This is a genomic window from Massilia sp. BKSP1R2A-1 (assembly GCF_050586525.1).
In the GTDB taxonomy this organism is placed as follows: domain Bacteria; phylum Pseudomonadota; class Gammaproteobacteria; order Burkholderiales; family Burkholderiaceae_D; genus Telluria.
Genome location: NZ_JBOBRE010000002.1, coordinates 95399 through 109954, shown reverse-complemented (window position 1 = coordinate 109954; position 14556 = coordinate 95399). Strand labels below are relative to the sequence as shown.

8 protein-coding genes are annotated in these 14556 nt (G+C 66.1%); 7 read left to right on the top strand and 1 reads right to left on the bottom strand.

Annotation, left to right across the window (positions count from 1 at the left end):
* Position 1: 1 nt before the first annotated feature.
* A complete protein-coding gene (locus ACQ7JA_RS03795; RefSeq protein ID WP_430894664.1) occupies positions 2–751 on the bottom strand; it encodes a DUF6345 domain-containing protein in 750 nt (249 codons plus the stop codon).
* Between the two features lie 566 nt (positions 752–1317).
* Between ACQ7JA_RS03795 and ACQ7JA_RS03790 the strand changes: the two genes are divergently transcribed.
* The 7 genes from ACQ7JA_RS03790 to ACQ7JA_RS03760 all read left to right on the top strand — a co-directional run bounded on the left by ACQ7JA_RS03790 (position 1318) and on the right by ACQ7JA_RS03760 (position 14497).
* Positions 1318–4446 carry a TonB-dependent receptor gene (locus ACQ7JA_RS03790; RefSeq protein ID WP_430894662.1) on the top strand — a complete coding sequence of 1043 codons (3129 nt, stop codon included), beginning with the start codon at positions 1318–1320 and terminating at the stop codon, positions 4444–4446.
* 94 nt (positions 4447–4540) lie between these two features.
* The gene (locus ACQ7JA_RS03785; RefSeq protein ID WP_430894660.1) at positions 4541–6061 is read left to right on the top strand and encodes a tryptophan halogenase family protein; all 1521 of its coding nucleotides are present in this window, start codon (positions 4541–4543) and stop codon (positions 6059–6061) included.
* Positions 6058–8706: a beta-mannosidase gene (locus ACQ7JA_RS03780; protein ID WP_430894658.1), complete on the top strand. Its 2649-nt coding sequence runs from the start codon at positions 6058–6060 to the stop codon at positions 8704–8706. Before ACQ7JA_RS03785 ends, ACQ7JA_RS03780 begins: the two co-directional genes overlap by 4 nt.
* A gap of 225 nt (positions 8707–8931) precedes the next feature.
* A complete protein-coding gene (locus ACQ7JA_RS03775) occupies positions 8932–9918 on the top strand; it encodes a LacI family DNA-binding transcriptional regulator (protein ID WP_430894656.1) in 987 nt (328 codons plus the stop codon).
* A gap of 25 nt (positions 9919–9943) precedes the next feature.
* Positions 9944–11152 carry an AGE family epimerase/isomerase gene (locus ACQ7JA_RS03770; protein ID WP_430894654.1) on the top strand — a complete coding sequence of 403 codons (1209 nt, stop codon included), beginning with the start codon at positions 9944–9946 and terminating at the stop codon, positions 11150–11152.
* A gap of 1 nt (position 11153) precedes the next feature.
* A complete protein-coding gene (locus ACQ7JA_RS03765; protein WP_430894652.1) occupies positions 11154–12077 on the top strand; it encodes a carbohydrate kinase family protein in 924 nt (307 codons plus the stop codon).
* Complete coding sequence (locus tag ACQ7JA_RS03760; RefSeq protein ID WP_430895395.1) at positions 12077–14497, top strand: GH92 family glycosyl hydrolase; 2421 nt, start codon at positions 12077–12079, stop codon at positions 14495–14497. The genes ACQ7JA_RS03765 and ACQ7JA_RS03760 overlap by 1 nt, the downstream gene beginning before the upstream one ends.
* The last annotated feature ends 59 nt before the right edge of the window (positions 14498–14556 follow it).

Below are 14556 nucleotides of genomic sequence, written 5' to 3'. Positions count from 1 at the left end.
CTCAGCCCTCCGTCCAGTACCACAGGATGCAGGCCTGCTGGGCCGGCGCCAGGTCGGCATCGACGTTGCCGTGTCCCCAGAGATGGTCGCGGTTCAGGTAGGAGCGGTCCCAGCGGATGTTCCCGTTGTTCCATGTGGCGGCGTCGCCCACGCAGACGGTGATCGGATGGTTGTCGACCCACCAGTCGGACACGCCGTTGTGCCAGGCCGCGTGCACGGTGTCGCCATCGACGAGATTGTCGGCCACGTCCTCGCCGCATTCGTCGGTGGTGATCCCGTCCCACATGGTTTCCCAGGCGCCGCAGTAGATATGCATGCGCGCGAAGATGTTCCACAGGCCGGTGACGCGCTCGCGCCGGACGGTCTCGCAGGAGTAGGCCATCACCCATTCGCTGTTCCAGTCCTCGCCCAGTTGCCAGCGGTTCGAATAGGTGCGCCACTCGCTGTGCGGCGTGTCGTACAGCAAGCGTGCGCGCCCGTCCTCTTCGTGGCCGCCGTGGGTCTCGATCCAGAACAGGTCGACGTTGTCGACCCAGTTGCGGTCGCCGCCGCCCTGGTCGCTGTCGCGGATGTCGGTTTCCCAGCAGTCGGTATTGGCCCAGTAGAAAGCGCGGGTGTGTCCGGCCGCGCGCAGTTTTGCGTCGAAGCCGTTACTTCGGTTGAAGGTAAAGCTGAGGTCTCCAGCCGTGCTCACGCCTGCGGCGCGGGCATGACTGAAGTAGCGGATCGCCTCGATTCCGAAACTTGCCATGGCTTGCTCCTTTCCAGATCGGACACCTCGCCGCCGTTCCCCGACGGGATCGGCAGAGGTGCAAGCGCTACGGTAGTCGCGCCCTTGGCGGACGCTTCTACGCTGGATCAGACAATGCGCCGCTTGGCGCCGCCGGAAGACGGTCGCGCCGTTCGCGCTTGCGATGCGGCAGACCGGGGATTGCCTGCCGGAGATCCATGCAGGCCGGACACAACGCCCCGGCATTTGCCGCCTCTTATGCGTGACAAATGACCGGCCCATGTCATGCCTCCATCTTCCCTATGTAAACACGGGAAACTGTGGCAAAACTGCCACAAACATGTTTAGGAAAACGCGGCTAAACTGCGCAGCTTTTTTGAAACTCAGTTGAGTTCCTCAAACCAACTTTGTATAACTGCCACAACCGAAGTGCCATACCCAGAGACGCAGAGCTACCAGCATCACCGTTTAGTAAATGATGCCAAACGCACCTGCTGGCGCCGGTCCAAGTGTGCCGCGAGCTGGGAGTGTCCCCCGGTTCCGACAGATAAAGAGCCCATCCACAGGGCACAATAAGGAGATGTGAAATGATGTTCAGCAAAGTTCTTGCATCGCGCCCCGCCGTGCGCCCCGCAGTGCGTTTGAGCGCCACGCCGATCGCTTCCGCGGTCGCCATGGCGGTCTTGAGCATGAGCGCCCAGGCCCAGACCACCACCGATGCGGCCGCAAGCGGCCAGGCGGCGGACGCCAGCAAGGCGACCACCGTGGTCGTGACCGGCTACCGCTACGCGATCGAGAAGAGCCTCGACCAGAAGCGCGACGCGAATGCGATCGTCGAGGTCGTCACTGCCGAAGACGTCGGCAAGTTCCCGGACAAGAACGTCGCGGACGCGCTGCAGCGCGTGCCGGGCGTGGTCGTCACCCGCAGCGGCGGCGAAGGCAAGAACGTCAGCGTGCGCGGCCTGTCCTCGGAACTGACGCTGACCCAGCTGAACGGCAACTACATCGCCACCGCCGAATCGAACGGCGATCCGACCCGTTCCTTCAACTACACCCTGATGCCCTCGAACATGCTGGGCAGCGCCGAGCTGTACAAGACGCCGGAAGCGCGCCTCGACGAAGGCGGCATCGGCGGCACCGTCATCCTGCGCACCCGCCGTCCGCTGGACGTCGAGTCGGGCAGCGGCTTCGTCAACATGGAAGGCACCTGGGCCGACACCACCAAGAAGACCGATCCGCAGATCTCCGGCCAGTACGCCTGGCACGACAAGAGCAACCGCTTCGGCGTGCTGGTCGGCTTCACCCAGCAGAAGCGCACCGTGCGCACCATGAGCGCGACCACCGAGAACTGGCAGTGGTACGGCGACGACTACGACGGCCACCCGGCGACCGACGTCAACGGCAAGCCTTCGGGCCTGAATTCCTACTGGTGGGGCGAGTCGGGCTTCAATGACCAGAACGGCAAGTACTACACCAACTTCATGATGCCGACCTCGGTCAACTTCAACGTCCGCGAAGAAGAGCGCGAGCGCAAGGGCGGCCAGGTGACCCTGCAGTTCAAGCCGCTGCGCAACCTGAACATGACGGCGAACTACTTCCGCTTCGACCTGAAGCAGAACTCGCAGACGAATACCCTCAAAGTTCCGGAATGGAACATCGCGCGCTACAGCGGCGACGGCAACTGGCGCGGCGGCCGCCTGCTCGACGGCCTCACCTTCGATCCGAGCGGCACCATCGTCACCGGCGCCAACTACAGCATCCATCCGGGCAAGGCCTACTATTGCAGCGAGGCCCAGGCGGCCGCTGCCGGCCAGAAGCCGGGCGGCTGGGGCCCTGACGACTGCACCGTGCCGACCCCGCAGATCACCGGCAGCTACAACCGCGAGAAATCGCTGTCGCAGGCCTTCGACCTCGAAGTCGAATGGAAGGGCGAGTCGATCGACGCCACCTTCAAGGGCGGCCGTACCTGGGCCAAGGGCGGCCCGGAACTGCAGTTCTCGGCGCCGATGAAGCCGCGCATGCAGAACGCCAACGGCAGCTGGTCGCTGGGTAACACCGCCACCTCCTGGAGCCTGGCGGGTACCCCGAGCATGACCTTCTCGCCCCAGCTGATGCAAAACCTGAAGAACGGCATCGCCGAGATCGACCTCGGTTCGACCGCGTCTTCCTGGACCAAGAACAGCACCGAGCAGAACTACGCCCAGGCCGACTTCACCTGGCACACCGACAGCAGCTGGCTGGATTCGGTGCAGTTCGGCGCCAAGTACCGCGATGGCGGCATCAGCCGCAGCACCGGCAACAACTACTGGACCTGCAAGGGCCTGACCGGCTACGACAACCGCTACCAGAACGGCTGCGACAACAACGCCAACAAGTTCCGTCCGGAGTTCATGTACAGCGAGTCGCTGCCGAACATCGTCGGCGCCATCAATGCCAGCGCTTTCCCGGGCATTAACTTCCCGGCCTACATCAGCTACCTGAACAACACCTACGGTGCGATGCAGACCCGTAACGAAGACAACTTCGTGTACAACGTCGACGAGAAGATCTCGGCCCTGTACTTCCAGGCCAACATCAAGACCGAGCGCCTGCGCGGTAACGTCGGCCTGCGCTACGTCCGTACCAAGCAGCATGCGGATTCGACGGACCAGGTCGACTACTACAACGACTACTTCTTCAACGGTCCTGACGGCAAACCGGCGCCTTGCCTCGCGGGCGGCGCACCGGCCACCGGCGCACCGAGCGGCTCGGGTTGCATCAGCGGCTTCACCGTCCTCCCGGACAGCAACACCAACCCGGCAACCCGCCACATCTCGACCTTCGAGATCAGCGCGCTGGACCGCACCTACAACGACCTGCTGCCGAGCTTCAACCTGGCGTACGACCTGAGCGACACCCTGCTGCTGCGCGCCGCCGCATCGAAGGTGATCGCACGTCCGAGCTATGGCGACATCGGCTCGCCGGGCAGCCTGCGCTACTTCAGCCAGGAATACGTCAACGACCGCCGCCTGATCGGTGGCGGCGACCAGCAGGGCTGGTATGGTTCGGGCAGCAACAAGAGCCTGGAACCGTACCAGGCCGACCAGTATGACCTGGGCCTGGAGTGGTACTTCCAGCGCGGCTCGGTGCTGGGTGGCGGCCTGTTCCGCAAGAACGTGAAGAACTTCTCGGTGCCCGTGGTCCGTGACATCCAGCTGAGCATCGCCGGCCAGAACGTGACCGTGCAGAACTACGCCACCAGCGCGGGCGGCCGCGACGCGGTGTCGCAGGGTGTCGAGCTGTACACGCAGCACACCTTCAGCAACGGCATCGGCTTCCAGCTGAACTACACGTACAACGATACCAACCAGGCTGCCATCACCCTGGAAGACGGCACCGAGATCGGCAAGTCGCCGCTGGTCGGCAGCGCCAAGAACCAGACCAACCTGACCGTGTTCTACTCGAACGACAAGATGCTGCTGCGCGCTTCGTACAACCGCCGCGGCGAGGTCGTGAACGGACTGGTCAACGGCCTGAACGTGTATGAAGAGCCGTACAGCCAGATCGACCTGAACGCGGCCTACAACTTCACCAAGCAGCTCAGCCTGACCGCATCGATCCTGAACCTGACGAAGGAAGAAACCCGCGCCTATCTGGGCAACGACACCAAGGACCGCTTCTACTCGAACGGCTACACCGGACGTGTCGCCTACGTGGGCCTGAACTACAAGTTCTGAGCGTTTCCGTTTCCTCCCCGGTGCATCCTGCCGGGGAGTCTTTTTCCCGGGCTTTGCCGTTCCCTCGGCAAGGCCGTCTTCGTTTGGGTCGAGCATGGAAAAGCAGGACCGCATCCGTTCCATCACGGTCGTCGGTGGCGGCAGCGCCGGCTGGATGGCAGCCGCCGCCCTCGTCACCTATCTCGGCAAGGGCGCCACCGTGCGCCTGGTCGAGTCCGAGGAAATCGGCATCGTCGGCGTGGGGGAGGCAAGTGTCCCCCATATCCGCATGTTCAACAGCCAGTGGCTGGGCATCGATGAAGCCGACTTCGTCAAGCGCACCCACGCCACCGTCAAGCTGGGCATCGAATTCAATGACTGGGCCAGGATCGGCGACAGCTATCTGCACGGCTTCGGCACCATCGGCCGCGCCGTGGGGCCGCTGCCTTTCCACCAGTTCTGGCTCAAGCTGCACAAGCAGGGGCGCGCAGCGCCGATCGGCGCCTATTCGGCGCAGACGGTGATGGCGCCGCAAGGCAGGTTCGCGCCGGGCGACCGGAACGCTCCACCGGGCTCGCCGCTCGCCGACATCGCCTACGCCTACCACTTCGACGCGACCCTGTATGCGCGCTTCCTGCGCGAGCTGGCCGAAGAGCGCGGGGTGCAGCGCATCGAAGGCAAGATCGTCAAGGTCAAGCAGCGCGGGTCGGATGGCTTCATCGAGTCGCTGGTGCTGGAGAATGGCCAGCGCGTCGAGGGCGAACTGTTCATCGACTGCTCGGGCTTCCGCGGGCTGCTCATCGAAGACACCCTGAAGACCGGCTACGTCGACTGGTCGCATTGGCTGCCTTGCGACCGCGCGATGGCCGTGCCCAGCGAGAAGGTCGATCCGATCACGCCGTACACGAAGTCCACCGCGCGCGCGGCGGGCTGGCAGTGGCGCATTCCGCTGCAGCACCGCACCGGCAACGGCTACGTCTATTCGAGCAAGTACATCAGCGACGACGAGGCGGCAAGCACGCTGCTCGCGAACCTGGACGGCAAGGCCCTGGCCGATCCGCGCCCGCTGCGTTTCACCACCGGCATGCGCAACCAATTCTGGAACAGGAACGTCGTGGCGCTGGGCCTGGCCAGCGGCTTCCTGGAGCCGCTCGAGTCGACCAGTATCTACCTCGCGCAATCGGGCATCACGCGTTTGCTGAGCCTCTTCCCGACGCGCGACATGAGCCCCTTGCTGATCGACCGCTACAACCGCGAATCGGCCTTCGAGTACGAGCGCGTGCGCGACTTCCTGATCCTGCACTACCACGCCACCGAGCGCAACGACACGCCCTTCTGGGACTACTGCCGCACCATGGAGGTGCCGGACAGCCTGCGCGAGGCGATGGAGCTGTTCCGCTACGACGGGCGCTACTTCCGCAACGGCGAGGATTTCTTCGCGCTGCCGAGCTGGGTGCAGGTGATGCTGGGCCAGCGCATCGTTCCGCAGAACTACCACCCCATCGTCGACGAGATGCCGGAAGAAAAGCTCGTCGAGCACGTCGAGGGCATCCGCACGATGCTGGCGCGTGCCGTGTCCACCATGCCGACCCACCAGGAGTGGATCGACCGTTACTGGAAAGCGAACACGCCATGAACAAGCGTCCATTGCTGGGTCCTGTCGCGCGCCTGCTGCTGGGCGCCGTGCTGGCCATTGCCACCGCCTCGGCCATGGCGGCCTCGCCGGGCCAGATCCTCATCGACAAGGGCTGGACCTTCCGCCTGCTGCCGGGCAGCGCCCAGGCGGGCGCCCATCCGGAAGCGGCGCCCTGGCGCGCGGCGTCCGTGCCGGGCACCGTGCATACCGACCTGTTCGCGCACAAGGTCATCGCCGACCCCTATGTCGGCGCTCCCGAAGCCGGCCTGCAGTGGATCGGCCTGGCGGACTGGGAATACCGGACCCGCTTCGATGCGCCGCGCGAGGTCCTGGGGCGGGCACGCAGCGACCTGGTGTTCAAGGGCCTCGATACCTATGCCGAAGTCTGGCTCAATGGCGAGCAGCTGCTGAAGGCCGACAACGCCCACCGCACCTGGCGCTTGCCGGTGCAGGGCAGGCTGCGCGCGAAGGCCAACGAGCTGCGCATCGTGTTCCGCTCGCCGATCGCGACCCTGCTGCCGCAGGTGCAGGCGATGCCGAACAAGATCGCCGGTAACTATCCATCCCCCTATGGCGACGAGCCGAAGGATGCGATGACGGGGAATTTCGCGCGCAAGCCCGCCTATCACTATGGCTGGGACTGGGGGCCGCGCTACGTGACCGCGGGTATCAGCAAGCCTGTCGTGCTGCAGAGCTGGGATGCGGTCCGCATCGACGACCTGCAGCTGCGCCAGGACCACGTGGACGCGGCGCGCGCCGACGTCGCCGCGATCGCCAGCCTGGATGCGGTACGCAATGGCGCGGTGTCGCTGCGCCTGTGGCAGACGGCGCCCGGCGGCAAGCGCACCCTGGCGGCCGAGCAGGGGGCGAACCTGCGTGCGGGCGCCAACCGTATCGAATTGCCGGTCCGGATCGATCAGCCCCAGCGCTGGTTCCCGACCGGCTATGGCGCCCAGCCGCTGTACCGCTACGAGCTCGAGGTGGTCGACGGCAAGGCGACCGTGGCGAAACTGGCCGCGCGCACCGGCCTGCGCAGCGTGGTGCTGCGCCGCGACCCGGACGAGAAGGGCAAGCGTTTCTACTTCCTCGTCAACGGCATCCCGGTCTTCGCCAAGGGCGCGAACACCATCCCCTTCGACATGTTCCAGCCAAGAGTGACGAGGGCGCAGCTGCGCCGCGTGCTGGAGTCGGCGCGCGATGCCAACATGAACATGCTGCGCAGCTGGGGCGGCGGCTATTACGAGAACGACGATTTCTTCGAGCTGGCCGACGAGCTGGGCCTGATGGTCTGGCAGGACTTCATGTTCGGCGGCGGCATGCAGCCGGCCTACGACGATGGTTTCCGCGCCAGCGTGGTGGCGGAGGCGCGCGACCAGGTGCGGCGCCTGCGCAACCATCCGAGCGTCGTCCTCTGGTGCGGCAACAACGAGGAAGAGATCGCGTGGAAGTACTGGGGGCACGGCAAGGACCTCAAGAAGGCCGATCCCGCTTTTGCCGACAAGGTCTGGAAGGGCTATGTCCAGCTCTTCGGCGGCGATCTGCGCCAGGTCGTGGCCGAAGAAGGCGGCGGCATCGGCTACTGGTCCAGTTCCCCGGGCGACGACCTGGCGGAAGTGGCCAACACGCCGGCCAGCGGCGACATGCACTACTGGGAAGTCTGGGGCAACCCGGCGCATCCGGTCACGAAATACCTGGAGATCACGCCGCGCTTCATGTCCGAGTACGGCTTGCAGGCCTGGCCGGTGCAGCGCACGGTCGACGCTTTCGCGAAACGCGCGGAGCAGGGCGTGGCGACCCCGGTCATCGAGGCGCACCAGAAGTTCCTGGCGGGTAAAGGCAACGAACGCTTGATGAAGTACGTGAAGGAGGAATTCGGCGAGCCGAAGGATTTCGGCCGCTTCATCTACCTGAGCCAGGTGATGCAGGCCGAGGGCATCGAGCTGGCGGCCCTGCACCACCGTGCTAGCCGTCCCTTCACCATGGGTTCCCTCTACTGGCAGCTGAATGACGTGTGGCCGGGCGCCTCCTGGTCGAGCGTGGACTGGTTCGGGCGCTGGAAGGCGCTGCAGTTCCACGCGCGCCGCTTCTTCGCGCCGGTCGCGGTGTCCGCGCTGCGCAATGCGGCCGGCCAGACGCAGGTACACCTGCTGAACGACCGTACCCAGGCCGTGCGCGGCGAGCTGCGCCTGCGCGTGATGACCCTCGACGGCGCGGTCCTGCGCGACGAGCGCAAGCCGGTCGAGATGGCGCCGCTGTCGGCGACCAAGCTTGCCGACTACGTAGACGCCGACCTGCTCGGCCGGGCCGACCCGGCATCCACCGTGGCGGTCTTCGAACTGCGCGCGGAGGGCGAACCGGCGTCGCGCCGTGTGGTGTACTTCAAGGCGGCCAAGGACATGGCGTGGCTGGAGCCGGGCGTGCAGGCGCAGTGGCGCCGCGACGGCAGTGCGTATGTGCTCGAGCTGCAGGCGGCGACCCTGGTGCGCGGCCTGTGGATCGATGCGGGCGAGGCCGAGGTGTCGGATAACGCCCTGACCCTGCTGCCGGGCGAGCGCGTCAGCCTGCGCGTGTCCTCGAAGGCCGGCCTGGCCGCCTTGCGCAAGGCCTTGCGCCTGCAAACCCTGTCAAAAGACACCGCCTATTAACAAAAGTTTGTTTACTAAAAATGCGCTAAAAATGCCGTGCTTTACGCAACTGCGGTTGACGCTGCCAAAACGCGGCTGATATAAAAACCGACTATGAAAAGGAGGGGCGCGAAGCAGCCCTCCCACGGCAGGAAGACGCGTTGCGAAACGCGTTTAATAAAACAAAGACTGGAGACCTTTCATGCACGTCATTTCGCTGCATGGCCTGCGCCTGGAGGCGCGGCCATGAGCCAGGTAACCCTGCGCGACATCGCGGAAACCACCGGCCTGTCGATCGGGACGGTCTCGCGCGCGCTGAAGAACCAGGCCGGCATGACCGAAGTCACCCGCGACAAGGTGCGCGAAGCGGCCCTGCGCCTGGGCTATGACTTCTCGCAGCTGAAGAAGGGCCGCATCCGCCGCATCGCCTTCCTGCTCCACAGCCAGCACAACACGCTGGCCTCCAGCCCCTTCTTCTCGCCCGTGCTGCACGGGGCCGAAGAAGCCTGCCGCCGCGAAGGCGTGGCCCTGTCCTTCATTGCGGTCGGCCCGGCCGAGCCGGTGCTGGGCCAGATCCGCCTGCACCAGCCCGACGCCATCATCTGCGCCGGCTTCTTCGAACCCGAGGTGCTGGCCGCCCTGCAGCAGGTCGGCAAGCCCATGGTGCTGGTCGACATGCACCGCCGCGGCTTCACCTCGGTCAACCCGGACAACCTGCGCGGCGGCTACCTCGCCACCCAGCACCTGCTGCGCACCGGCCGCAAGCGCATCGCCATGCTTTCCGGCTCGCTGGCCCACTACAGCATCCAGCAGCGCAACCGGGGCTTCCGCCAGGCCCTGTTCGACGCCAAGGTGCACGCCGATCCCGACCTCGAAGTCATCGTGCCCTCGATGGGCGAGGGCGACGAGGCGGTGGCCGAAGCCATGCGCAGCCTGCTCAGCCTCCCGAAGCGCGCCGACGCGGTGTTCTGCTACAACGACAGCACGGCGCTGGCCGCCATGAAGTTCTGCCTGAACGAAGGCCTGAAGGTCCCCTACGACATCGCGATCGTCGGCTTCGACGACATCGCCGCGGCGGCTGCCGCGATTCCCCCATTGAGCACGGTACGCGTCGACAAGGAAGCGCTGGGCCGGGCCGGGGTCGATCTCCTGCTGCACAAGCCGGACGAACAGCCATCCCAGATTACCGTGCCGGTCGAGATGATCGTGCGCGAGAGCAGTTACGACGACTAGTCTCCACCCGCCCAACCACGACAATATGACCACTCTCCCGAACTTCCGCAGCCCGGACGTCCTGCTCGACCACGCGCGCCACACGATGCGCTTCTACCATCCGCGCGCGATCGACCCCGCGGGCGGCATGTACCACTACTTCAAGGACGACGGCGCGGTCTACGACGCCACCCACCGCCACCTGGTGAGCAGCACGCGTTTCGTGTTCACCTATGCGATGGCCTACCGCCACTTCCAGGACCCGGGCTACCTCGAGGGCCTGAAGCACGCGGTGCGTTTCGTGCGTGAGGCCCATCGTGCCCCGGACGGCGACGGCTACGCCTGGATGCTCGACGGGGGCAGGATCGAAGACGGCACCCAGCACGCCTACGGCGAAGCCTTCGTGCTGCTGGCCTATTCGCACGCCGTCATGGCGGGCGTGGAGGAGGCGCGTCCCTGGATCGGCGAAGCCTTCGAACTGATGGAGCGCCGCTTCTGGGTTGACGCCGATGGCCTGTATGCGGACGAAGCGAGCCAGGACTGGAGCACGCTGTCGACCTACCGCGGCCAGAACGCGAACATGCACTCGGTCGAAGCCCTGCTGGCGGCCCACCAGGCCACCGGTGAAGCGCGCTACCTCGAGCGGGCCTACACGGTCGCCTACAACATCACCCAGCGCCAGGCCCAGCGTTGCGGCGGCCTGATTTGGGAACACTACGACCAGCAGTGGCAGCCGGACTGGAAGTTCAACATCGACGACCCGGAAAACCTGTTCCGCCCCTGGGGCTACCAGCCGGGCCACTTCACCGAGTGGGCCAAGCTGCTCCTGTTGCTGGAATCCCGTGCGAAAGGCGTCCTGCAGCAGGACCTCGCGTGGCTGCTGCCGACCGCCGAGCGCCTGTTCAAGGTGGCGGTGGAGCAGGGCTGGGACCAGGAACACGGCGGCCTGTGCTACTCGCTGGCCCCCAGCCTCGAGATCTGCGACTGGCACAAGTACTTCTGGGTGCAGGCCGAGAGCGCGGCAGCCGCCGCCATGCTGGCCGAGCGCACCGGCAATGCCTACTACTGGGAATGGTACGACCGCATCTGGGCCTACAGCTGGGCCCATATGGTCGACCACCAGCACGGCGCCTGGTACCGCATCCTCGACCGCGAGAACCGCAAGCTGAGCGACGAGAAGAGCCCGGCCGGCAAGGTCGACTACCACACCATGGGCGCCGTCTACGACATCGTGGCCGTGCTGCCGAAAGCGTGACATGGACAACGCTCCCGTGATGCTGTGCGCCGGCGAGGCGCTCACCGACATGATCGACCAGGGCCAGGACACCTGGGTCGCCCGCGTGGGCGGCTCGACCTGGAACGTGGCGCGCGCACTGGCTGGCCTGGGCGAGAAGACCGCCTTTGCCGGCGCCATCAGCCAGGACCGCTTCGGCGACGCCCTGTGGGCGGCCAGCGAGGAAGTCGGCCTGGACCTGCGCCTGCTGCAGCGCGTGCCGCGTTCGCCGCTCCTGGCGATCGTCGAGAAGAGCGAGCCGCCACACTACTTCTTCATCGGCGACGACAGCGCCGACCTGCATTTCGACCCGCGCCAGTACCCGGCCGGCTGGACCGAGGCTCTGGAATGGGCCCACTTCGGCGGGATCAGCCTGGCGCGCCAGCCGCTGGCGTCCACGCTGGTGGCGCTGGCGCAGCGATTGAAGGCCCAGGGCGTGTCGATCAGCTACGACCCGAACTACCGCAACCTGATGGACGAGCGCTATACGCCGACCCTGGAAGCGCTGGCGTCGATCGCCGACGTGATCAAGGTGTCGGACGACGACCTGCGTGGCCTGTTCCCGGGCCTGGGCGTGGACGTGGCTTTTTCCCGCCTGCGCGCGATGAATCCTGCGGCGCTGTTCCTGCTGACGCGCGGCGGCCAGGGCGCGAGCCTGTTCCGTGGTGAAGAACGCGTCCATGCGATGGCGCCAAAAGTTGCCGTGGTCGACACCGTCGGCGCCGGCGACGCCAGCATCGCGGGCCTCTTGCACAGCCTGTCGCGCCAGCCGGCGCGCAGCCTGCAATCCCACCTGCACGCCGCGCTGGCTGCCGGTTCCGCCGCCTGCCTGCAAGCGGGCGCCACGCCGCCGACCCCCGCGGCCATGCACCAGTTGTTCGAACTGCTCGAAGGAGAAGTATCGTGATGCGTCAAACCCGTTTTGCTCCCGCCCTGGGCCTCGCCCTGGTGGTCCTGGCCCTACCTCTGCCCCTGTCGGCGGCAACCGCCAACACCACGCCCGTGAACACCTTCATCGGCACCCAGGACGAAGGCAATACCTTCCCGGGCGCCTCGGCGCCCTTCGGCAAGATCCAGGTCAGCCCGATCGCCGACCACTACGCCGGCTACCGCTACAGCGACAAGCGTATCCGCGGCTTCGGCCACTCCTTCGTGTCCGGCGCCGGCTGCTGGGAGCAGGGCGGCCAGCTGTCGGTACTGCCGGTGACCGGCAGCATCAAGCCGGGCGGCGATTTCGATACAGCCAAGCCGGGCAGCTTCGACCACAAGAAGTACGCCGCCGAATACACCCATGACGGCGAAGTCGGCCAGGCCGGCTACTACAAGGTCAAGCTGACCAGCTACGGCGGCATCACCGCCGAATCGACCGCGCTGACCCGCGCCGCGGCCGAGCGCTATACCTTTTCAGACCAGACCGCGACCGGCCACGTGCTGCTCAACCTGGGCCAGGCCAACGAGCGCCATTCCGTCATCGGCAGCCAGGTGAAGATCGTCGACGACCGCAGCGTCGAAGGCCAGATCGTCACCAAGAGCTTCTGCGGCGGCGCCAAGTACACCACCTGGTTCCGCATCCAGTTCGACCAGCCCTTCGTCGCCAAGGGCATCTGGGACGACCGCGGCGGCTGGCCCGGCGTGGACGGACCGAGCCAGAACGGCGAAGCCAAGCCGCACGGCGTGTGGCTGAGCTTCGACCTCAAGAACGGCAAGGCCGTCACCGCGGTGAGCGCGATCTCGCACGTCGATGCGGAAGGCGCCCGCATCAACCTGAAGGCCGACGGCATCGTGAACGGCCAGCCGATCTCTTTTGAAGCGATGAAAGCCAAATCGCAGGCCGAGTGGCAGCGCGAACTGGGCAGTGTGCGCATCGAGGGCGGCAGTAACGACGACCGCACCGTGTTCTACACCGCGCTCTACCACGCCCTGCTGCAGCCGATGACCGGCAACGACGCCGACGGCCGCTACCGCGGCTACGACGACAAGATTCATACTGCCAAGGACTGGACCTACTACGAGTACTTCTCGCTGTGGGACACCTACCGCGCCCAGAACCAGCTGATCGCCCTGCTGCGCCCGCAGCGCGCACGCGACATCGCGAATTCCGTGCTGAAGATCCGCGAGCAGGGCGGCTGGCTGCCGCGCTGGGGCTATGCCAACTTCGAAACCAACATCATGACCGGCGACCCGGTGACCCCGTTCATGGTCGACCTGTGGCGCTACGGCGCCCTGAAGGGCCGCGAGAAGGAAGCCTATGCCGCGCTGCGCGAGAACGCCTTCGGCGTGCCGGCCTTTGCAATCCGCCCGCAGGGCCGTTCGGGCAATCCGAGCTACCTGCGCCAGGGCTTCGTCCAGTATGACCGCAGCTTCATCTCGAAGGGCATGGACACCGACCCGCACCATGGCGCCTCGGCGACCCTGGAATACGCCCTGGCCGACAGCGCGCTCGCCGAAATGGCGAAGAAGCTGGGCCACACGAAGGATGCGCAGATCCTGTCGCAGCGCGCCCTGAACTGGAAGAAGATCTGGGACCCGAGCGTGGTCGATGCGCCGACCGGCCAGAAGGGCTTCCCGCGTCCACGCCTGGAAGATGGCAGCTGGTTCGCGGACGTCGGCAGCGGCTTCGATCCGCGCGGCGACCATGGCTTCCATGAAGGCACCGCCTGGCAGTACCAGTGGCTGGTGCAGCAGGACGTGCCGGGTCTTACCGCCGCGATGGGCGGCAACCAACAGGCCCTGGGCCGCCTCGACCAGTTCTTCGACATCGACGCCATCACGGCCGACCCGAATGCGGTGCGCAAGTCCTGGGTCGTGGGTCCGTACAGCTACTACGCCCAGTTCCGCTACAACCCGAACAACGAGCCCGACCTGCATGCGCCCTGGATGTACACCCTGATGGGCCAGCCCTGGAAGACCACCACGGTGCTGCGCGCGGCCGAGACCCTGTTCACCAACGGCGCCGGCGGCGTGACCGGCAACGACGACCTCGGCACCATGTCGGCCTGGTACCTGTTCAGCGCCCTGGGCATCTACCCGGACACCCCGGGCAGCGGCCGCTTCCTGCTGCATGCGCCGCGCTTTGCCAAGGCCGAGATCGACCTGCCGAAGGGCGGCGTGCTGCGCATCGAGGCGCCGGGCGCCAAGCCGGGCGTGCGCCAGTTCGTCAAGTCCGTGAACTATGCCGGCAAGCCGGTACAGCGCGTGTGGCTGGACTGGGAGCAGCTGCAACAGGCCGGCACCCTGCAGTACGGGCTGTCGGCGCAGCCGGATACCGCCGGCTGGGGCACCCGTGCCAGGGACCTGCCGAACCCGCCCGCGGGCATCGCGCAGTAATCGTTCGCTTCAAGACCATCGCCCCGGCCCGCGCCGGGGCGATGTGCATGCTGTACGTA

Coding starts and splice junctions, on each gene's coding strand:
- ACQ7JA_RS03775 (WP_430894656.1), top strand. CDS start 8,932: ATGAGCCAGGTAACCCTGCGCGACATCGCGGAAACCACCGGCCTGTCG.
- ACQ7JA_RS03765 (WP_430894652.1), top strand. CDS start 11,154: ATGGACAACGCTCCCGTGATGCTGTGCGCCGGCGAGGCGCTCACCGAC.
- ACQ7JA_RS03795 (WP_430894664.1), bottom strand. CDS start 751: ATGGCAAGTTTCGGAATCGAGGCGATCCGCTACTTCAGTCATGCCCGC.
- ACQ7JA_RS03790 (WP_430894662.1), top strand. CDS start 1,318: ATGATGTTCAGCAAAGTTCTTGCATCGCGCCCCGCCGTGCGCCCCGCA.
- ACQ7JA_RS03760 (WP_430895395.1), top strand. CDS start 12,077: ATGCGTCAAACCCGTTTTGCTCCCGCCCTGGGCCTCGCCCTGGTGGTC.
- ACQ7JA_RS03770 (WP_430894654.1), top strand. CDS start 9,944: ATGACCACTCTCCCGAACTTCCGCAGCCCGGACGTCCTGCTCGACCAC.
- ACQ7JA_RS03785 (WP_430894660.1), top strand. CDS start 4,541: ATGGAAAAGCAGGACCGCATCCGTTCCATCACGGTCGTCGGTGGCGGC.
- ACQ7JA_RS03780 (WP_430894658.1), top strand. CDS start 6,058: ATGAACAAGCGTCCATTGCTGGGTCCTGTCGCGCGCCTGCTGCTGGGC.